Annotated in this window: 22 protein-coding genes; 13 read left to right on the forward strand and 9 right to left on the reverse strand. The window is 73.6% G+C overall.

Features of this window, described 5'->3' with window-relative positions; all coding sequences use genetic code 11:
- Positions 1-60: 60 nt before the first annotated feature.
- The gene (locus ACGF0J_RS12980; protein ID WP_393145106.1) at positions 61-1,179 is read left to right on the forward strand and encodes an epoxide hydrolase family protein; all 1,119 of its coding nucleotides are present in this window, start codon (positions 61-63) and stop codon (positions 1,177-1,179) included.
- A gap of 148 nt (positions 1,180-1,327) precedes the next feature.
- Positions 1,328-1,906: a TetR-like C-terminal domain-containing protein gene (locus tag ACGF0J_RS12985; RefSeq protein WP_393145108.1), complete on the forward strand. Its 579-nt coding sequence runs from the start codon at positions 1,328-1,330 to the stop codon at positions 1,904-1,906.
- Between the two features lie 3 nt (positions 1,907-1,909).
- On the opposite strand, the gene ACGF0J_RS12990 is transcribed toward ACGF0J_RS12985, so the two are convergent.
- The 3 genes from ACGF0J_RS12990 to ACGF0J_RS13000 all read right to left on the reverse strand — a co-directional run bounded on the left by ACGF0J_RS12990 (position 1,910) and on the right by ACGF0J_RS13000 (position 4,771).
- A complete protein-coding gene (locus ACGF0J_RS12990; RefSeq protein ID WP_393145110.1) occupies positions 1,910-2,668 on the reverse strand; it encodes an ATP-binding cassette domain-containing protein in 759 nt (252 codons plus the stop codon).
- Positions 2,665-3,705: an ABC transporter permease gene (locus tag ACGF0J_RS12995; RefSeq protein ID WP_393145112.1), complete on the reverse strand. Its 1,041-nt coding sequence runs from the start codon at positions 3,703-3,705 to the stop codon at positions 2,665-2,667. The genes ACGF0J_RS12990 and ACGF0J_RS12995 overlap by 4 nt, the downstream gene beginning before the upstream one ends.
- Positions 3,706-3,787: 82 nt before the next feature.
- A complete protein-coding gene (locus ACGF0J_RS13000) occupies positions 3,788-4,771 on the reverse strand; it encodes a sugar ABC transporter substrate-binding protein (protein ID WP_393145114.1) in 984 nt (327 codons plus the stop codon).
- A 133-nt stretch (positions 4,772-4,904) separates the two neighbouring features.
- Between ACGF0J_RS13000 and ACGF0J_RS13005 the strand changes: the two genes are divergently transcribed.
- Positions 4,905-5,537, forward strand: a complete 633-nt coding sequence (locus ACGF0J_RS13005) for a TetR/AcrR family transcriptional regulator (RefSeq protein WP_393145116.1) — start codon at positions 4,905-4,907, stop codon at positions 5,535-5,537.
- 65 nt (positions 5,538-5,602) lie between these two features.
- Here ACGF0J_RS13005 and ACGF0J_RS13010 read toward each other — a convergent pair whose 3' ends face one another.
- Together ACGF0J_RS13010 and ACGF0J_RS13015 are read right to left on the reverse strand one after the other, a co-directional pair.
- Positions 5,603-6,583 carry an HpcH/HpaI aldolase/citrate lyase family protein gene (locus ACGF0J_RS13010; protein ID WP_393145118.1) on the reverse strand — a complete coding sequence of 327 codons (981 nt, stop codon included), beginning with the start codon at positions 6,581-6,583 and terminating at the stop codon, positions 5,603-5,605.
- Positions 6,580-7,767 (reverse strand): CaiB/BaiF CoA transferase family protein, encoded by a 1,188-nt coding sequence (locus ACGF0J_RS13015; RefSeq protein ID WP_393145120.1) that lies wholly within the window; start codon positions 7,765-7,767, stop codon positions 6,580-6,582. Before ACGF0J_RS13015 ends, ACGF0J_RS13010 begins: the two co-directional genes overlap by 4 nt.
- 66 nt (positions 7,768-7,833) lie before the next feature.
- Between ACGF0J_RS13015 and ACGF0J_RS13020 the strand changes: the two genes are divergently transcribed.
- Positions 7,834-8,556, forward strand: a complete 723-nt coding sequence (locus tag ACGF0J_RS13020; RefSeq protein WP_393145122.1) for a GntR family transcriptional regulator — start codon at positions 7,834-7,836, stop codon at positions 8,554-8,556.
- Here ACGF0J_RS13020 and ACGF0J_RS13025 read toward each other — a convergent pair.
- Positions 8,493-9,278, reverse strand: coding sequence for an inositol monophosphatase family protein (locus tag ACGF0J_RS13025; RefSeq protein ID WP_393145124.1), 786 nt, complete (start codon positions 9,276-9,278; stop codon positions 8,493-8,495). The genes ACGF0J_RS13020 and ACGF0J_RS13025 overlap by 64 nt on opposite strands.
- Positions 9,279-9,415: 137 nt before the next feature.
- Here ACGF0J_RS13025 and ACGF0J_RS13030 point away from each other — a divergent pair, with 137 nt between their 5' ends.
- The gene (locus tag ACGF0J_RS13030) at positions 9,416-10,156 is read left to right on the forward strand and encodes a GntR family transcriptional regulator (RefSeq protein WP_393145126.1); all 741 of its coding nucleotides are present in this window, start codon (positions 9,416-9,418) and stop codon (positions 10,154-10,156) included.
- 87 nt (positions 10,157-10,243) lie between these two features.
- Here the strand turns inward: ACGF0J_RS13030 and menD are convergent, their stop codons facing one another.
- Positions 10,244-11,902: a 2-succinyl-5-enolpyruvyl-6-hydroxy-3-cyclohexene-1-carboxylic-acid synthase gene (gene menD / locus ACGF0J_RS13035; RefSeq protein ID WP_393145128.1), complete on the reverse strand. Its 1,659-nt coding sequence runs from the start codon at positions 11,900-11,902 to the stop codon at positions 10,244-10,246.
- Positions 11,903-12,032: 130 nt separating this feature from the next.
- Between menD and ACGF0J_RS13040 the strand changes: the two genes are divergently transcribed.
- The 5 genes from ACGF0J_RS13040 to ACGF0J_RS13060 all read left to right on the forward strand — a co-directional run bounded on the left by ACGF0J_RS13040 (position 12,033) and on the right by ACGF0J_RS13060 (position 16,180).
- Positions 12,033-13,181, forward strand: coding sequence for an AMP-binding protein (locus tag ACGF0J_RS13040; protein WP_393145130.1), 1,149 nt, complete (start codon positions 12,033-12,035; stop codon positions 13,179-13,181).
- Positions 13,182-13,224: 43 nt separating this feature from the next.
- Positions 13,225-13,605, forward strand: a complete 381-nt coding sequence (locus tag ACGF0J_RS13045) for a hypothetical protein (RefSeq protein ID WP_393145132.1) — start codon at positions 13,225-13,227, stop codon at positions 13,603-13,605.
- Between the two features lie 166 nt (positions 13,606-13,771).
- The gene (locus ACGF0J_RS13050; RefSeq protein WP_393145134.1) at positions 13,772-15,280 is read left to right on the forward strand and encodes an RNA polymerase sigma factor; all 1,509 of its coding nucleotides are present in this window, start codon (positions 13,772-13,774) and stop codon (positions 15,278-15,280) included.
- Between the two features lie 169 nt (positions 15,281-15,449).
- Positions 15,450-15,617 carry a hypothetical protein gene (locus ACGF0J_RS13055; protein ID WP_393145136.1) on the forward strand — a complete coding sequence of 56 codons (168 nt, stop codon included), beginning with the start codon at positions 15,450-15,452 and terminating at the stop codon, positions 15,615-15,617.
- Positions 15,566-16,180 carry an ATP-binding cassette domain-containing protein gene (locus ACGF0J_RS13060; RefSeq protein WP_393145138.1) on the forward strand — a complete coding sequence of 205 codons (615 nt, stop codon included), beginning with the start codon at positions 15,566-15,568 and terminating at the stop codon, positions 16,178-16,180. Before ACGF0J_RS13055 ends, ACGF0J_RS13060 begins: the two co-directional genes overlap by 52 nt.
- A gap of 79 nt (positions 16,181-16,259) precedes the next feature.
- Here the strand turns inward: ACGF0J_RS13060 and ACGF0J_RS13065 are convergent, their stop codons facing one another.
- Positions 16,260-16,658, reverse strand: a complete 399-nt coding sequence (locus ACGF0J_RS13065; protein WP_393145140.1) for a hypothetical protein — start codon at positions 16,656-16,658, stop codon at positions 16,260-16,262.
- Positions 16,659-16,770: 112 nt separating this feature from the next.
- Between ACGF0J_RS13065 and ACGF0J_RS13070 the strand changes: the two genes are divergently transcribed.
- Positions 16,771-17,331, forward strand: a complete 561-nt coding sequence (locus ACGF0J_RS13070; protein ID WP_393145142.1) for a TetR/AcrR family transcriptional regulator C-terminal domain-containing protein — start codon at positions 16,771-16,773, stop codon at positions 17,329-17,331.
- Positions 17,332-17,528: 197 nt separating this feature from the next.
- Positions 17,529-17,720 (forward strand): DUF5999 family protein, encoded by a 192-nt coding sequence (locus tag ACGF0J_RS13075; protein ID WP_393145144.1) that lies wholly within the window; start codon positions 17,529-17,531, stop codon positions 17,718-17,720.
- Between the two features lie 161 nt (positions 17,721-17,881).
- Here ACGF0J_RS13075 and ACGF0J_RS13080 read toward each other — a convergent pair whose 3' ends face one another.
- Positions 17,882-18,523, reverse strand: a complete 642-nt coding sequence (locus ACGF0J_RS13080) for an alpha/beta family hydrolase (protein WP_393145146.1) — start codon at positions 18,521-18,523, stop codon at positions 17,882-17,884.
- Positions 18,524-18,604: 81 nt separating this feature from the next.
- Here ACGF0J_RS13080 and ACGF0J_RS13085 point away from each other — a divergent pair, with 81 nt between their 5' ends.
- Entirely contained in the window at positions 18,605-18,946 is a 342-nt protein-coding gene (locus ACGF0J_RS13085; protein WP_393145148.1) for a hypothetical protein, read from the forward strand.
- Positions 18,947-19,039 lie beyond the last annotated feature (93 nt).

Here is a 19,039-nt window from a genome sequence, read left to right on the forward strand (position 1 = left end):
GTTGCGCCCTTCAACCGTATGCTGTACGGTACAGCGTACCGAACACGATGGAGGAACGCGTTGACCCACCACGACATCCGGCCCTTCCGTTTCGAGGCGCCCGCGGGCGCCCTCGACGACCTGAACGAGCGGCTCGACCGGGTGCGCTGGCCGGACGAGGTGCCCGGCCAGGGCTGGCGGCTGGGCGTGCCGCTCGCCCACCTCAAGGAACTGGTGCACCACTGGCGCACCGGCTACGACTGGGAGCGCGCGCTCGGTGAGCTGGCCCGGCACGACCAGTTCTCCACCGAGATCGACGGGCAGCACATCCACTTCCTGCACGTCCGCTCCGCCCGCGAGGACGCGCTGCCGCTGCTCGTCACACACGGCTGGCCGAGCTCCCCCGTCGAGTACCTCGACGTGATCGAGCCGCTCAGCCGCGACTTCCACCTCGTCATCCCGTCCCTGCCGGGCTACGGCCTGTCAGGGCCCACCCGCGAGATGGGCTGGGGCTCCACCCGCGTCGCCCGCGCGTGGCTGGAGCTGATGACGCGGCTCGGCTACGAGCGCTTCGGCGTGCAGGGCGGCGACTGGGGCACCTGGATCTCCCGCGAAACCGGCGTGCTCGCCCCCGAGCGGGTCGTCGGCATGCACGGCAACGGCATCATCTGCTTCCCCATCGGCGCACCGGGCGAGCTCGACGGCCTGACCGAGGTGGAGCAGGAGCGGATGGCGTTCCGCGCGAGCTACCTGACCGAGCAGTACGGCTACAAGCTCATCCAGTCGGCCCGGCCGCAGACGTTCTCCTACGGCATGGCCGACTCGCCGGTGGCGCTGCTGTCCTGGTTCGCCGGCGTCTACCACGAGTGGAGCGACGGCGGCATCGACACCGACCGGCTGCTCACCACCGTGATGCTCTACTGGCTGACCAACACCGCCGGCTCGGCGGCCCGATCGTTCGTGGAGACGCCCGACACCGAGCAGGACACCGGCGTCGAGTGGGAGCTGAAGCCGGCGACGGTGCCCACGTCCGTCTCGGTCTTCCCCAAGGACATCCTGCGACCGATCCGCCGCTTCGCCGAGCGGGACAACAACATCGTCGGCTGGGTCGAGCACGACCGGGGCGGCACCTTCGCCGCCCTCGAACAGCCCGAGGCGTTCGTCCGAGACGTCCGGGAGTTCTTCACCGGCCTGCGCTGACGGTGCGCCCGCCGGGCGCCTTTACAACGTAGATTCGCGCCGCTCGCCGGGCGACCACGGCGGCGTCTCCGACTACGTCTCGATGGACCTCACAGTCCGGCAGGGCTGCCCCTTACCGGCCGCCCCCTCCCCGCTTACTGTGGGAGTCATGTCCGTGACGCCCCTTCGAGGAGGCGCCGCGCGGGAGGCCGAGCTGCTCGGCGCGGCACTGGAGGTGCTGGCCGAGGGCGGCTACGAGCGGCTGAGCGCCGACGCCGTCGCGGCGCGGGCCCGCGCCGGGCGGCAGACGGTGCACCGGCGCTGGCCCACCAAGGCTGACCTGGCGGCGGCCGCGTTCGCCGCCGCCGCCTCCCCCGTCCCCGAGCCGCCCGACACGGGCGCCCTGCGCGCCGACCTGCTCTCCTTCATGGAGTTCCTGGTCGAGGACCTGTACCGGCTCGGCGACGTCCTCGTGGTCCTCGTCGGGGAGATGCGCCACAACCCGCCGCTGGCCGCCGCGGTGGACGCGCACTACGTCGAGCGGCGCCGCCGCCTGGCGCTGGAGATCTTCCAGCGGGCGTGGGCCAGGGGCGAGCTGGACGCCGCCGCCGACACCGAACTGCTGTGGCAGGTCGGCCCGGCGACGCTGTTCTTCCGGGGGCTGGTCAGCGGCGAGCCGGTGGACGGCGAGCTGGCCCGCCGCCTGGTCGACCACGTCATGCTGCCGCTCGCCACCGGCCGCAGATAGCGGCTACCCCTCGCGTCTCAGCTCGTGCTCCAGCTCCTCCAGCTCCGCGCCGCCGGCCATGAGCGTCGTCAGCTCCTGGCGGGTGATGTCGGCCTTGCCGTACTCGCCGAGGCTCGCCCCCCGGTTGAGCAGCAGGAAGCGGTCGCCGACCGGGTAGGCGTGGTGCGGGTTGTGCGTGATGAACACCACACCGAGCCCGCGGTCGCGCGCTCTGGCGACGTAGCGCAACACCACGCCGGCCTGTCTGACGCCGAGGGCCGAGGTGGGCTCGTCGAGGATGAGCACCCGGGCGCCGAAGTGGACCGCCCGGGCGATCGCCACGGACTGCCGCTCGCCGCCCGACAGGGTTCCCACGGGCTGGTCGACGTCGCGGATGTCGATGCCCATGGCCAGCAGCTCCTCCCGGGCGACACGCCGGGCCCTGGCGACGTCGAACGCCAGGCCCCTGCGCGGCTCGGAGCCGAGGAAGAAGTTGCGCCACACCGACATGAGCGGGATCATCGCCAGGTCCTGGTAGACCGTGGCGATCCCCCGGTCGAGCGCCTCCCTCGGGCCGGACAGGCGCACCTCCTCGCCGTCCACCAGCAGCGTGCCGGTGTCGTGCTGGTGCACCCCCGACAGGATCTTGATGAGTGTGGACTTGCCGGCGCCGTTGTCGCCGAGCACGCACGTCACGCGGCCGGCCTCCACGCCCATCGAGACGTCGCGCAGCGCCAGCACCGAGCCGAACGTCTTGCCGATCCCGCGGGTCTCCAGGATCACCGTCGCACCTCCTCGGCGTACCGCCTGACCAGGCGGTTGGCGAGCGTGGCGAGCAGCAGCATGCCGCCCAGGAAGAACGTGAACCAGTCGGCGTCCCAGCCCAGGAAGACGATTCCCTTGTCGGCCATCCCGAAGATGACCGCGCCGATCGAGGCGCCGATCGCGGAGCCGTACCCGCCGGTCAGCAGGCAGCCGCCGATGACGGCGGCGATGATGTAGATGAACTCCTGCCCGATACCGATGTTGGCCTGCACGGAGGTGTAGCGCAGCGCGAGGATCGAGCCGACCAGCCAGGCGGCGAACGCCGTCGTCATGAACAGTGCGATCTTCGTGCGGGCGGCCGGCACGCCGACCGCGCGGGCGGCCTGCTCGTTGCCGCCCACCGCGAAGATCCAGTTGCCCGCGCGGGTGCGCATCAGCACCCAGGTGGCCACGGCGGTGACGAGCAGCCACCACAGGATGGCCACCCGGAAGGAGGTGCCGCCGATCTGGACGGTGCCCGCGAGCACCGTGCGGGCCTGCTCGAAGCCGGCGGCCCGGCGCAGGCCGCTGACCTGCACGGTGCCGGTCAGCGCCTTGGTGACACCGAGGTTGACGCCCTGCAGCATGAGGAACGTGCCGAGCGTGACGATGAAGCTGGGCAGCCTGGTCCGGGTCACCACCATGCCGTTGAAGAAGCCGACGGCCAGCGCCACGACCAGCGCGGCGAGCATCGCCGACCACACGTCGAGCCCGTAGCGGGTGGCCAGCGTGACGACGATCAGCCCGGTGGTGCCGGTCAGCACGCCGGCCGACAGGTCGAACTCGCCGCCGATCATCAGCAGCGCGATGGCGACCGCCATGATGCCGAGCGTGGCGGCCGGGTCGAGCCAGTTGGCGATGCCCGCGGGCGAGCGGAACACCGCCGACTGGCCGGCGAAGAACGCGAACACCACGACCATCCCGACGACCGCGCCCAGTTCGGGCCGGATGAGCAGGCGCCGCAGCAGCCCGCCGGCGGCGACCCGCTCGTCGGCGCGCCCGGCCACCGACGTCACGCCGCCTCCTCGCGGACGCCCGCCGGAGGGCGCCCGCCCGCCGGACGCCCGAGCGCCAGGCGCCCGCTCATCGGACGCCTCCTCATCGGGTGCCCGCCTCGGCGAGCCTGGCGACCTGCTCGGCGTTGTCCTTGGTGACGAAGCCGGGGCCGGTGTTGACGGGCAGGCCGCCGCCGACGGTGTTGAGGTTGTCCTTGTACAGGGTCAGGAACGTGATCGGCAGGTAGCCCTGCAGGTACTGCTGCTGGTCCACGGCGAACAGGATCTCCCCGCCCTTGATCGCGGTGACCACGTCGGCGGACAGGTCGAACGTCGCCAGCCTGGCCTGCGACCCGGCGTCGGCGATGGCGTCGCGGGCGGCGACGGCCACGGCCGGGTTGAGCGCGAGGATGCCGTTGACCTGCCGGTCGGACTGGAGCTTGGCCGTGACCTTGGAGGTGACGTCCGCGAGGTTGCTCACGTCGACCTGCAGCCGCTCGACCGTCCCGCCGAGGGTCTCCTCGGCGCCCTTGCACCGCTGGTCCAGGCCGACGTTGCCGGCCTCGTGGATGACGCACAGCAGCTTGGTCACGCCCGCGGCCTTGAGCTGCTCGCCCGCGCCCCGCCCGGCCACGTCCTCCGACTGGCCGACGTGCGTGATCGCGCCGAACGCCTTGGAGGAGTCGCTGCCGGAGTTGATCGTCACGACGGGGATCCCGGCCGCGACGGCCTTGCCGACGGACTCCTTGAGCGCGTCCGGGTTGGCCAGGGACACCACGACACCGTCGACCTTGTACGACACCGCCTGGTCGATGAGCTGCGACTGCTTGGCGGGGTCGCCGTCGCCCTGGTAGGTGACCGTGGCGCCGTACCGCCGGCCGGCCGCCTCGGCGCCGTTCTTCACCACGTCCCAGAAGGCGTCGCCGGGAGCGCCGTGGGTGATGACAGCGAACCTGCCGTCGCTCCCGGCCGCGGCCGGGGCGGAGGACCCTGCCGGAGCGCTCTCGGCGCCGGGTTCGGCAGGGGTGGAACAGCCGGTCAGGGTCAGGGCTCCGATCAGGGCCAGCACGATTGGGGTACGTCTCATGGGACACCTCCAAGGACCAACGGGCTCGCCCCGGTTCTACCCCAATGCCCACCGTTTGTATAGACATACGGACTTAGCGGCCGACGCGTGCACAAAAGTAGAACGGAACTATCCGTTCCCGTATGCTGGTGGCATGACAACCACACCCATGAGCGGCCGCAAGGCGCAGGCCGCGCGCAACGACGAGCTGATCCTCCAGGCGGCGCGGGCGGTCTTCACCGCCGACCCCGGCGCGCCCATCGCCGCGGTGGCCGAGCGCGCGGGCGTGGGCATCAGCGCGCTGTACCGCCGTTATCCCAGCAAGGAGGCGCTGCTGCAGAAGCTCTGCGGCGACGGGCTCAAGCTCTACATCGAGGTCTGCGAGCGGGTGCTGAGCGAGGGCGGCGACCCGTGGGAGGAGTTCGCCGGCTACATGCGCGGCATCGTCGACGCCGACACCAACTCCCTCACCATCAAGCTGGCCGGGACGTTCCAGCCCACGGAGGAGCTGTTCCGCGACGCCGTCCGCGCCTCCGAGCTGGCGACCGAGCTGCACCGGCGGGCCGTCGAGGCGGGCGTGCTGCGGCCGGACGTGACGACCGCCGACATCGCGCTGTTCTTCGAGCAGTTCGCCTCGCTCAGGCTGGGCGACGAGCAGCGCACCTCACAACTGCGGCACCGCTTCCTGGCACTGGTGCTCGACTCCCTGCGCGAGCCGCCCGCCCATCGCCCGCTGCCCGGCCCGGCTCCGGAGGACATCGAGCTGTCGTCGCGCTGGAACCCGTGACCCGGCACGACCACGCTGCACCGGGCAGGCCCCGACCGGCCACGGCAGGGTCGGGGCACGGCAGATCAGGCGGGGGCCGGCTGGGGCGGACCGGAGCCGGGAGAGGCGAGGTGGGCGGCGAGTGCGAGCGTGCGGCGGGCGCGGGCCACGATGGGGGCGTCCACGAAGCGCCCGTCGGGGAGGGCCACCGCGCCGGTCCCGTCCCGTTCGGCGCGCTCGGCCGCGTCGGCGATCTCCCGGGCGCGGGCGGTCTCCTCAGCCGTGGGGGCGAACGCCCGCCTGATCACCGGGAGCTGGCGGGGATGGATGGCCGCCCGGCCGAACAGGCCCAGCGCCTTGCCCGCCACGCACGAGGCGAACAGGCCCTGCTCGTCCCGTACGTGGGGATGAACCGACAGGGGCACCGGCGGCAGCCCGGCCGCGGCGGCGGCCAGCACGACCTGGAGCCGCAGGTGGGCGAGTGCGCTCTCGTCGGTGATCGACAGCTCGGCGGCCAGGTCCTGTTCGCCGAGCGCGACGCCCGCCACCCGCGGGTGTGCCGCGATGGCGGCGGCCGCCACGATGCCCGCCGCCGACTCCAGCAGCGCGTACGCCGGCACCGGGAAGTGGTCGAGCAGGTCGAGGGCGCGCGGCGACTCCACCTTCGGCAGCCGGACGGCGTCGAGCCCCGGCAGGTCCACCAGCTCGTTCAGGTCGTCCAGGCCGCGCTGGGTGGCCAGGTCGTTGAGCCGTACGTGCACCTCGACCCCGGCCGGGTGCGGGCCCGCGCCTGCGGCGCGACCCCGCACCGCGCCTGCGGCGCCGCGCTCGCGCAGGTAGGCGGCCACGTTGGCGCGGGCCTCGTCCTTGCGCGCGGGCGCCACCGCGTCCTCCAGGTCGATGATGACCACGTCGGCCCCCGACGCGACCGCCTTGGCGAACCGCTCCGGCCGGTCCCCCGGCACGTACAGCCAGGTGACCCTGACGGCGGGCTCCCGGACGGGCGCGGCCGCGGGCGCGGGGGCGGGCGAGGCGGCGGGCTCGGCGGCATGCTCGGGGGCGGTCACGCGATCACCCCGGCCTCGCGCAACGCCGCGATCTCCGCCGCGCCGTAGTCGAGCTCCCCCAGCACCTCGTCGGTGTCCCGGCCGAGCGACCGCCCCGCCCAGCGCACCTCGCCCGGCGTGTCGGACAGGCGGAACAGCACGTTCTGCATGGTGACCGTGCCGAGCTCCTCGTCGGGCACGTCGAGGAAGGTGCCGAGCGCCGCGTACTGCGGGTCCTCGGCGATGTCGGTGACGTCGTAGATGGGCGCGACGGCGGCCTGCGCCTCCTCGAACCGGGCGATGACCTCGTCGGCGTCCCGTTCGGCGATCCAGGTCGCGACGGCCTCGTCCAGCTCGTCCACGTGCCGTACCCGCCCGCTGCCGGTGGCGAACCACGGCTGCGCCACCAGGTCGGGCCGGCCGACGAGGGTGAGGACGCGCTCGGCGATGGGCTGGGCGCTCGTGGAGACGGCCAGCCAGCGGCCGTCACGGGTGCGGTAGGTGTTGCGCGGCGCGTTGCTGCTGGACCGGTTGCCGGTGCGCCGGGGCACCGCGCCGAGCGCCCGGTAGGCGGACATCTGGGGGCCGAGCAGGCCGAGGATCGGTTCGATGATCGCCATGTCGATGACCTGCCCGCGTCCGGTGCGCTCGCGGGCCTGGAGCGCCACCATGACGGCGTACGCCATGGCGAGGCCGGCGATGCCGTCGGCGAGGGCGAGCGGCGGCAGGGTCGGTGGCCCGTCCGGCTCCCCGGTCATCGCCGCGAACCCGCTCATCGCCTCGGCCAGCGTGCCGAAGCCCGGCCGGCCGGCCATCGGCCCGACCTGCCCGAACCCGGTCATGCGGGCCACGATCAGGCGTGGGTTCAGCTCCAGCAGGCCGGCGGGGGCCAGGTCCCAGCGTTCCAGCGTGCCGGGACGGAAGTTCTCGATCAGGACGTCGGAGCGTTCGGCCAGCCGCCGCAGCACCCGCTGCCCGTCGGGGTGCGACAGGTCCACCGCGGCGGCGCGCTTGTTGCGCGAGAGTGTCTTCCACCACAGGCCCACGCCGTCCACGGCGGCGCCGTGCCCGCGTGAGGGGTCACCGCGCCGGGGGTGCTCGATCTTGATGACGTCGGCGCCGAAGTCGCCCAGCATCATCGCGGCGGAGGGTCCGGCGAACAGGGTCGCGGCGTCCACGACCCGCAGGCCGGCGAGACTCGTCATAGCCATATAACGTATAAGAAATACGAAAAGGTGCAAGCTTTACCGACATTGCACGACACTTGGGGCATGCCGACCAGCGAGCCCAGGCCGCCGATGAGCAAGGCCGACTACGTCTACAGCGTGCTGCTCGACGAGATCCGCTCCGCCCGCATCCCCGGCGGCACGGCGCTGCGCGCGGGCGCGGTCGCCCGCCGGCTCGGGGTCTCGGTGACCCCGGTGCGCGAGGCGCTGCGCCGACTGGAGAACGACCGGCTGATCAGCTACGAGGCGCACCACGGCGCGACCGTGGTGGACCTGGGCGAGGACGCTCTGGAGGAGTTCTACGGGCTGCGCGCGGTCGTCGAGGGGCTCGGCGCGCGCCTGGCCGCCGCCCGGATCACCCCCGAGGAGCTCGACGGGCTGCGCGCGCTGCACGCCGCGATGGTCGACGACGCCGGCGCGGGCAGGAACGACCGGCTCGGCGAGCAGAGCAGGCTCTTCCACCTGCGCATCGCCGACATCGGCGGCCCCGCCTTCCTCGGCAGACACGCCCGGTCGGTACGCAACAGCTTCCCGGTGCCCGCCACGGCGTCCCTCTGGCTGGACGACGCCCAGGTCGGCCCGCACCTGGAGGCGCACGAACGCATCCTGGACGCCCTGGCCGCCGCCGACGGCGCCGCAGCCGAACGCCTCATGATCGACCACGTGCGCCGCGCGGGCGACTACCGCCGCGACGCCGCCACCGCTCAGGGCACCACCTCGGCCAGCGCCGACGAGCCGAGGTCGAAGCCGCCCACGTGCGCCAGGTAGTCGCCCTTGGTCAGCGGGTCCCCCAGGTAGACGCCGCCCGCCCGGCGCACGAGCAGGGCTCCGGCCGCCACGTCCCAGGGGCTGGCGCCCGTGCCGTAGGCGGCGTCGGACCAGCCGGCCGCGACGTGCGCCAGCTTCAGCGCCGCGCTGCCCGGCCGCCGCACGGCGGCGAACGACGCCAGGAACCTGCCGTAGCGGCCCAGCGCCTCCTCCCGGCCGGTCACCATGTCCTGGGGCGTCGGGTAGCTCGACAGCAGCATCGCCTCCCGGTCGCGCGCGGCTCCGACGCTGCGGAGCGGCGTGCCGTTGCACCAGGCGCCCGCGGCGGAGGCGGTGAACTCGTCCTCGCGCATCGGGTCGTACACCACACCCGCCACCAGTTCCCCGGCCACGGCGGCCGCGATGGAGACGCAGAAGAACGGCAGCCCGGCGGCGAAGTTCGCGGTGCCGTCGATCGGGTCCACGTACCAGCACAGGTCGCCCGAGCCGGACTCGCCGCCCTCCTCGCCCACGATCGCGCTCCCCCGCCAGCGGCCGTCGATCACCGCGCGGATCGTCTCCTCGGCGGCCCTGTCGTGCTCGGTCACCGGGTCGTGGAAGTCGGCCTTGGTGGTCACGGCCGGCCGGGACCGGAACGCCTTGCGCAGCCGGGGGCCCACCGCCCTGGCCGCCTCGACGGCGGTCTCCAGCAACTCCGTGTCCGGGTATCGCGCCACGTCCATCTCTCCTTCGGCCTTACGTACGGGTCTCCAGAAACCTCTCATGCCCACAAGGGGACAATCGGCGCACAACGGCGGCAGTCCGGCCTGCCTCCGCCGTCAGATTGTCAGGACATTCTGACCTCGGTACGCTGATCGGCATGACCGCGAATCTGGCGATCGACCTGGACCGATCCAGCCCCGTGCCGCTCTATTTCCAGGTGGCCGAGCAGATCGCCGAAGCGATCCGGCGGGGCGACCTGGCCCCCGGCTCCCGGCTCGACAACGAGATCCTCCTGGCCGACAAGCTCGGCCTGTCCAGGCCCACCATCCGCCAGGCCATCCAGTACCTGGTGGACAAGGGCCTGCTGGTGCGCAAACGCGGGGTCGGCACCCAGGTGGTGCACGGGCAGGTCAAGCGCTCGGTCGAGCTGACCAGCCTCTACGACGACCTGCGCCGCGCCGGGCAGGAGCCCGCCACGCAGGTGCTGACGCTGGAGCCGCGCCCGGTGGACGAGCACATCGCCCCCATTCTCGGCGTGGAGCCGGGCACGGAGATCCTCTACGTCGAACGGCTGCGTTTCGCGGCCGGTGAGCCGCTCGCCCTGCTGCACAACTGGCTGCCGCTGGGGCTCGCCCCCCTGGGCGCCGCCGCGCTGGAGGACCGTGGCCTGTACGAGCTGCTGCGCGGGGCGGGCGTGCGGATGCGGGTCGCCAACCAGCGCATCGGCGCCCGGGCGGCCGGCCAGACGGAGGCGAGACTGCTGCACGAGCGGCGCGGCGCCCCGCTGCTCACGATGGTCCGCACCACCTACGACGACCAGGGCCGGGCGGTCGAGCACGGCTCGCACGTCTACCGCGCCTCGCACTACTCCCTGGAGGTCACCCTCATCGAGCGCTGACCCGGGCAGGGCCACCGCCGCCCGGCCTGCCCGGGACGGCGGACCGGCCGGGTCGGAGCCCGGCCGGACAGCAGCCGGCAGCTCCCGTCAGGCGACGACGGCGCGGACCGCCGCCTGCGCGGTCTCGCGCAGGCGGGCGTGCACCGCGACGTTCGCCTCGCGGTCGGTGCGGATCTCCACCACCCGCGGCCCGTGCCCCCGCAGCGCCTTGGGCAGGTCGGCGATGTCCTCGACCAGCGTGTACGGCGTGCCCGTCGAGGCGGCCACGTAGCCGAGGTCCACCCCGTGCGGCGTGCCGAAGACCCGCTCGAACGCGTCGCGGATCGCCGCCTGCGGCAGCAGCGAGAAGATCCCGCCCCCGTCGTTGTTGACCACGACCAGGCACAGGTCGGGCCGGGGCTCGCGCGGCCCGAGGACCAGACCGTTCTGGTCGTGCAGGAACGACAGGTCGCCCAGCAGGGCGTACGCCGGCCCGTTGTGCGCCAGCGCCGCCCCCATCGCCGTGGACACCGCTCCGTCGATGCCCGAGGCGCCCCGGTTGGCCATCAGCCGCAGCCCGCGCCGGGGCCGCATCGCCTGGTCGAGGTCGCGGACCGGCATCGACGACCCGCAGAACAGCAGCGCCCCGTTGGGCAGCGCCTCCGCCAGGTCGCGGGCCACGCGCGGCTCGCTCGTCCCGGAGGCGTCGAGCACCTCGTCCACGGCCTGCCGCGCCGTGCGGTCGGCGTGCCGCCAGGCGTGCAGCCAGCTGTCGTCGCCGGAGGCGACGGGGATCTCGACCGCCTGCGCCACCTGGGTCGCCGACCGGGTCGGGTCGGGCCAGCGCTCCAGCCCCGAGGAGACCACGATGTGCTCGGGGGCGCGCTTCAGCCACGACAGCAGCGGGCGCGACAGGCCCGGCCGGCCCAGCGTCACCACGACGTCGGGCACGTGGGCGTCGGCGAACTCCGGGGTGCCCAGCAGGTAGTGGTAGGCGGAGACGGCGTGGTCGCCGTAGCGGGCGCCGCCGTTGGGCTCCGACAGCACCGGCCAACCGGCCATCCCGGCCGCGGCGACGTAGCGGCGCACGTTCATCGCGCCGTCGCCGACCACGAGCACGCCACGCCGGGTCGGCGGCAGGTGCAGGGCGATGGGCGGGGGCGCCACGCGGGCGCGCACCCACGGCCCGGTCTCGGCGCCGTCGAGCGGCTCGCACCAGGAGGTGTCGCCGTCGGGGATGAGCGGCTCGCGGAAGGCGAGGTTGAGGTGCACCGGGCCGGGGTCGGCGGGGCCCGCGGCCCGCTGGTGGGCGCGGCAGGCCAGCGAACGCCAGTAGGCCACCTGGCCGGGCCGCTCCTCGGGCACGCCGACCTCGGCGAAGAACCGCGTCGCCGCACCGTACAGCTTGACCTGGTCGATCGTCTGGTTGGCGCCGGTGGCGCGCAGCTCGGGCGGGCGGTCGGCGGTGAGCACGATCAGCGGCACCCCCGACTCGCTCGCCTCGATGACGGCGGGGTGGAAGTTGGCGGTGGCCGTGCCGGAGGAGCAGAGCAGCGCGACGGGCCGCTCGGAGCGCCTGGCCAGGCCGAGCGCCAGGAACGACGCCGACCGCTCGTCCACCCGTACGTGCATCCGCACCCGCGACTCGGCGTGGAAGGCGAGCGCGAGCGGCGCCGAACGCGAGCCGGGCGCCACCACGACGTCGGTGAGGCCGCAGCGCACCAGCTCGTCGACGAGCACCGTGGCCAGCGCGGTTGCGGGGTTCACTGGGCGGCCTCCTGGATCCGGCGAAGCCACGAGGGAGATCGGGTCTCGACTGCGGGCTGGGTCTGTGTCGCGCAGCGCGGGCCGGCGGCTGACACCGTCGGCACGGCTGTGCGCCACTAACCTTACGAGCATGCCCAGCACGTCGCCGCATCCGGACCGCCCGTTGCACGCCCTGGTGCTGCCGCCCGGTCCGGAGCTGTTCGCGGCGGTCCACGACGCGCTGTCCGGCGCCGGGCCGGCCGTCCTGCCGCTTCCGCCCGGCCAGGCCGGGGCCGCGATCGCCGCGCTGCGTCCGACCCACGTCGGCGGCGCGCGCCGCGACGACGGCACGGGGGTGCCGGGCGACGTGGCCGTGGTGATCGCCACCAGCGGCAGCACGGGAGCACCCAAGGGCGTGCTGCTGTCGGCGCGCGCGCTGCGCGCCTCGGCGGCGGCGTCGCTGCGACGCCTGGGGGCGGCCGAGGGCGAGCGGTGGCTGTGCTGCCTGCCCCCGTCGCACGTCTCGGGGCTGCAGGTGCTCGTGCGCGCGATGCTCGGCGGGACGGAGCCGATCATCCATCCGCGGTTCGACCCCCGGCTCGTGCTGGAGTCCGGCGCCGACCACGTCTCCCTGGTGCCGACCCAGCTCCACCGGCTGGTCGAGCTGGGAGCCGACCTGTCGGGGTTCCGGACGATCCTGCTGGGCGGCGCGGCGCCCCGGCCCGGGCTGCTGGCCGAGGCGCGTGCGCTCGGCGCCCGGGTGGTGACGACGTACGGCATGAGCGAGACCTGCGGCGGCTGCGTCTACGACGGGCGGCCCCTCGACGGCGTGGACGTCAAGATCGGGGATGACGGGCTGATCCGCGTCGCGGGGCCGGTGCTGCTGTCCGGCTACCGGTCGGGCGAGCCGGTGCCGCGCGACGGCGAGTGGTTCGTCACCTCCGACCTGGGCGAGCTGTCCGGGGGCAGGCTGCGGGTGCTCGGCCGGGCCGACGACGTCGTCAACACCGGTGGCGAGAAGGTCGTGGCGGGCGCGGTGGCCGCGGTGCTGTCCGGTCATCCGGCGGTGGCCGAGGCCGCCGTGGTCGGACGGCTCGACGCCGAGTGGGGCGAGGTCGTCGTGGCCGTCGTGGTGCCCGCCGACCCGGCGGCGCCGCCCACGCTCCCGCAGTTGCGCGCCTACTGCGCCGACCGGCTGCCCGCCTACGCCGCCCCGCGGGACCTGCGTGTCGTCCCGGGTCTGCCGCTGCTGCCGAACGGTAAGCCCGACCTCCAGCGGCTGCGCTCCGGAACCCGGTGACCTTCGGATGCGTCATAGTGGGGAGAGCAAGGAGGGAGCCTTCATGGACCAGACCCGCAAGCTGTGGGCATCCGCGGCGGTCGTCGGCGTGATCGTCGTCGGCGGCGTCTCCATCGCGGCGACCGCTTCCGCGGGCAGGCTCGACCAGGTCGCCAGGCAGACCCGAGCAGTGGTGGAGAAGGCCGCACCGTCCGAGCAGCCGGTCGTGCCGGGCACGCGGGCGACCCAGCCGTCCGGGCAGCCGCCGCAGCCGGTCGACCAGCTCACCGAGGCGACCCGCGCGCCGGCCGACGTCGTGGTGTCCCAGGAGGTCAACCCCGAGCCGGACGAGGTGCTCGAATACTGGTCGGACGACCGGCTGGAGGACGCCCAGCCCATGCCGATGCCCGAGGTGAAGCCGGGCGACGTCCTCGTCGGAGAGTAGATCCCCTGGTGGGGTGGGTCACTTTTGCGGTGGTCCGCCCCTTTTTTCGTCCATGCGGGAACAATCTGCGGCGAATGGCGTTATTGATACTGGTGCGCTGAGCGGCCGGAGCCGCCCCACCACAAACTGCCCGATCGCTTCGACTCCGTATGGAGGAGGTGTCCTCATGCCCCGAACCGCCGTGGCGACCCCACCCGCGACCCTCGACCAGTTGCTTGACCGAGGGCGAGCACAGGGTCACCTTTCTCTCGCGGAGCTGCGTGACGCGTTCGCGCAGGCCGGCATCAGCCCCGTACAGGGCCGGTCGATCCTGCGCGAGCTCACCGAAGCCGGCGTCAGCCTTGCCGCGGAGGACGAGCCGTCCCTGGGCAAGCCCGCCAGGCGGACCCCACGCAAGACCGCCCAGGCCACACAGACCGCACAGCCCGCACAGGCCGTCAGGACCGCGGCGAAGGCGACCGGCAGCACGACCAGCACCAAGCGCGCGGCCGCGGCCGACGCCGCCCTGGCGCGCACCGACCGCACCCCGGACCTTCCCACGGACCCCACCGCGGACTCCACCGCGGGCCTCTCCACGGACCGGACCCCGGCCGAGCCCCGCGAGGCGGTGCAGGCCGTCGTCCCCGAGGCCGCCACCTCCCCGGACTCCGAGCCCGACGGGCCCGTCCTCGTCGCCGAGGACGCCGGCGCGGACACTGCCGCGGACACTGTCGCGGACACCGACGTGGACGCCGACGAGGTTCTCGACCTCGACGACAACCAGTCCGTCATGGGCGACTCGGTGCACACGTACCTCAAGTCGATCGGCCGGCGCACCCTGCTGACCGCCGCGCAGGAGGTCGAGCTGGCCCGGCGCATCGAGGCCGGCCTGTACGCCGAGTACAAGCTGGAGACCGACGCCGCCCTGTCCCCCGCCGCCCGCGACGACCTGGAGATGGTCGTGCGCGACGGCAAGGAGGCCAAGGACCACATGCTGGAGGCCAACCTCCGGCTGGTCGTCTCGGTCGCCAAGAAGTACACCGACCGCGGCATGTCGCTGCTCGACGTGGTCCAGGAGGGCAACCTGGGCCTGATCCGGGCGGTGGAGAAGTTCGACTACACCAAGGGCTTCAAGTTCTCCACGTACGCGATGTGGTGGATCCGGCAGGCCATCCAGCGCGGCTTCGCCGACTCGGCGCGCACCATCCGGCTGCCCGTCCACGTGCTGGAGATGCTGTCGAAGCTGTCGCGCATCGAGCGTGACATGCACCAGAGGCTGGGCCGCGAGCCCACGCCCGAGGAACTGGCCGTCGAGCTGGACAGGACCCCCGACCAGATCGAGGAGCTGCTGCGCACCAGCCGTCAGCCGATCTCGCTGAACGCCACGATCGGCGAGGACGGCGAGACCACGATCGGCGACCTCATCGAGGACGTCGACTCGCCGGAGGCGTCGGAGATCGTCGACCGTCAACTGCTCGGCGACCAGCTACGCGGCGTGCTGGAGAACCTCTCCCCGCGCGAGTCGAAGATCATGGCGCTGCGGTTCGGCCTGGTGGACGGCAAGCCGCACACGCTGGACGAGATCGGCAAGCACCTGGGCCTGACCCGGGAGCGGATCCGCCAGCTTGAGAAGGAGTCGCTGTCCAAGCTGCGCCACCCGAGCAACACCCGCCCGCTGCTCGACTGGGCGAGCTGAGCTGCCGCTCGCGACAGCGAGGCGCCTGACCGAAGCGCCTGACTGAAGCGCCTGACTGAGGGAGCCCCGGCCGGACCGGCCGGGGCTTCGTCATGCCCGGCGACCCCCCGAACCGGCGGGGATGTTAAGTAGGCTCTCCTAAGTACCGATCTTCGTGAAGGAGCGCCGGTTGGAGTCCGGGCGTGACGTGCTGCTCCGTTCGATCGCCGGCCAGCGGCGCAGGCTGGCGTCCGGGTCTCTGCTCGGCGCCGTCCACCAGGCGGGCGAGGCCCTCGTGCCCGCCGGGTGCTGCATCCCCAGGGCGGCGCCGAGGACGGCCGCCTGCCCGGCGCGCTGACGAGCATCGCCACCGAGGACGCCCGCCGCGTCGGCGCGGTGCTCATGGCGGTGCTCGCCGCGATCAGCGGCCTGGCCGTGTCCACCGTGGTCCTGCTGCGCATGTCGGTCCCGCTCGGGCTGGTCGTCCTGCTCGGCACGCCGGCGCTGCTGTGGCTGGGGCACCTGCTCAGCAAGCCGCTCGAACGCCGCAGCGAGGTCGAGCAGGAACGCGTGCACGTCTTCGCCGGCCCCCTCGCCGAGAACCTGCGGCTGGCCCGTCCCGGAGCCGACGATGACGATCTCCGTGCCGCCCTGGCGACCGTTGACGCCCTCACCTGGGTCGAGGCCCTTCCCGACGGTCTGGCCACGGTCGTCGGAGAGGGCGGCCACCGGCTGACGGGCGCGCAACGCCAGCAGCTCGCGCTGGCCCGTCTCGTGCTGGCCGACCCGCCCGCCGCGGTGCTCGACGAGGCCACGGCCGAGGCCGGCAGCAGCCGCGCCCGCGCGCTGGAGCGCGCCGTCGAACGGGCCGTGGACGGCCGGACCGCCCTCACGGACCACCACCCGCCGGAGGACGTCTGATCCCGGCCCACCGGGACGGCGACCGCGATGACCGTCATGATCGGCCGGACGGGGGTCGGACGACGACGTCGCGGCAGGTCTAACGCTGGGCGGGGACGGGGCGGGGCAGGCGCGGGATGCCCCACATCCGGTTCTCCTCGCGCAGCGTGCGCAGCCGCTCGACCTCCGCCGTCCACATGGCGCCGGCCGGGGTGGCCTTCGCCTTGCGGCGCGCGATGCGGTCGTCGTAGGACCGGACGCCGAACGTGGCCCACTGCCCCGCCTCGGCGGCCCGCAGCGCCTCGGTGAGCGTCTTGTCGAACGCCAGCGCGGCGCCCAGCAGCTCGATCTCGTCAGCGTCGGCGGCCCTCAGCTCGCGCAGCGTCCGCTCGGCCCGCCTGGCCTGCTCCAGCGACTCGGGGAACGTCTTGGAGATCTCCAGATCCGCGTGGTAGCGGACCTCGGCCTCCCGGCTCACCCGCGGACGGAAAAACGCCATCGAATCTGCCCTTTCACGCACCCACTGCTTACCAGCGACAAGGGTACGCCGTTTCGCGCCACGCCTCGCCATCGGACCGGCCCGACGCCCTTTACATAGTAAGATGATCTCCATGCCAGCCAAGAGGCCGCCCGTGCCGCTCTCCCGGGAGCGCATCATCGAGGCCGCACTGCACATCGCCGACACGCAGGGCCTGCGCCGGTTGACCATGCGCCGGCTGGGCGACGCCCTGCAGGTGGAGGCGATGGCCATCTACCACCACCTGCCGCGCGGCAAGGACGCGCTGATGGACGCGCTGGCCGAGCACGTCACGGCGGTCCACGTCGAGCCCGCGGCCACCTGGCAGGACACCGCCAGGGCGTGGTGCCGGGCCAGCCGCGAGCTGCTGCGCGACCATCCGGGCGTGCTCGCGCTCGCCCTGACCAAACCACCCAAGGGCGGCACCGCCATCGCCATCAGGGAGCAGACCGAGCAGCTCGCCGACGCCGGTCTGCCCGGCGCGGCCGAGGCCGTGCGGGCGCTGCGCGCGTTCGTCTTCGGCAGCGTGGCGGTGGAGGTGCAGCAGTCCGGCTGGGCCGATCCCGAGGTGGACGAGTGGGTCCGCCGCGACGAGCGGGCCGACGTCGACTTCGAACGGGGACTGGAGGCATTGCTCAAAGGCCTCGAAACGTAGTGGCGTGTCGAGCTTGGACCGTTATCCTGCTTAAGGCACGCTGTGTCGAGGGTCACACCTCCCCGACATCCTCCTCCAACCGTCCTAACGGACTATGTCGGATGGTGTGACGTACCTCGCACACTTGCTACAACGACGAACCCGAGCCGCCCCCGCCCTTCCCGCGGGGGCTTCGACGAGATATCGGAGGCACGCCGATGTGCCCGCACGACCCGGTCTGTCCGTCCGCCGAGGCGCCCGACCGCGAGGCCGCACGTACCATCGCCTGCCACCCCGAGCAGGGGTGGAGCCTGCTGTGCAACGGCGTGGTCCTGTTCGAGGACACCGGCGAGCTGCTGCCGGGTGGCACCGCCATCGCCCCGCACCGGCCCGTGGTGGGAGCCGCCTGACCCGCCCACGCCGCGTGGTCGCGACCGCCTGACCGCCGCGCCTCTCCACGACCGCCGCCCCACCTGGCGGTCCGACGCATCCGCTCCCCCGAGTCCACACCGGTGACCCGGAGCGGGCGTCCCGCCTCTCATCGCGATCCCCGGACCCCGCCGCCCCGCCTTCACGGCCAGCCGGTGGGGCTCCCCGGACGCTCCCCGCCGACGTTATGGGCGCGCGCCAGGGCATCGAGCCATGGGGCGACCACCTCGCCCACCCGGGCCGGGTCCTTCTTCAGCTCGTGCCCCTCCCCCGGCAGCACCACCAGCCGCGCCGCGTCGGCGGCGTCGGGCACGCCGAACGGGTCGCGGTCGCCGTTCACGACCAGCACGTCCACGCCCGCGCCGCGCAACTCCTCAGCGCGCGACCGTTCGGGCCTGCCCGGCGGGTGCAGCGGGAACGCCAGCGCCACGACCCCCGCCGCGCCCACGTCCGCGGCCGTGCGACAGGCCACCCTGGCGCCGTTGCTGCGACCGCCCTGGACCAGCGGAAGCCCCGGCCACCGGGCCCGCAGCTCGGCCAGCACCACGCCCCACGCCTCGTCCTGCCGGGCCGCCGGGCCCGGAGCCCGCGCCCCCGCCACCCTGAACGGCTGCGTCACCCGGGCCACGCTCGCCCCCACACCGAGCGCCGCGTCGCGGACCGCCAGCAGGTCGGGCGCGTCCACCGTCCCGGCCGACCCGTGGGTCAGCACCAGCAGCATCCGGGGCCGCGCCGCCTCGTCGACCTCGACCCGCGCCGGACCGCGCGGCGTCATGACCTTCATGGCGCAACCGTACCTTCGGACGATCCGGCACTAGCTCTCAGGGCTGATGACGGCGGGCCGCTCGGCGGGGAGAATGACCGCATGCAGGACATCCGTCCCCTCCGCGAAGACCTCCAGGCCACCCTCGACGCCCACCGCGACCTCGGCCCCGCCTACGAGGCAGCGCTCGTCGAGTCGTTCATGGCCCGGCTCGACGCCACCATCGCAGCCCGCGTGCAGGCGGAGCTCGACGCCCACCCGGGTGCACCGCGGAAGCCCACGAGCGGCGGCATGGCCCCGATCGCCCTGGGCTCGCTGGCGCTCGGCGTGCCGCTGACCGCCATCGCGGCCTCCCACGCGGGGACGACGGGCCTGCTCATCGCCTGGCTCGCCATCATCGCGGTCAACGTCGCGGCCGCGGCCACCATGCTCCACCGCCGCTGACCCCCGGCTCCCACCCGTCACGACCGCGCCCCTCCCCCCGGCCGTCACCACCTCAGGCCGTCACCACCTCAGGCCGAAAAGCCCCGCCACGGC

Source organism: Nonomuraea sp. NPDC047897, assembly GCF_043204415.1.
Taxonomy (GTDB): domain Bacteria; phylum Actinomycetota; class Actinomycetes; order Streptosporangiales; family Streptosporangiaceae; genus Nonomuraea.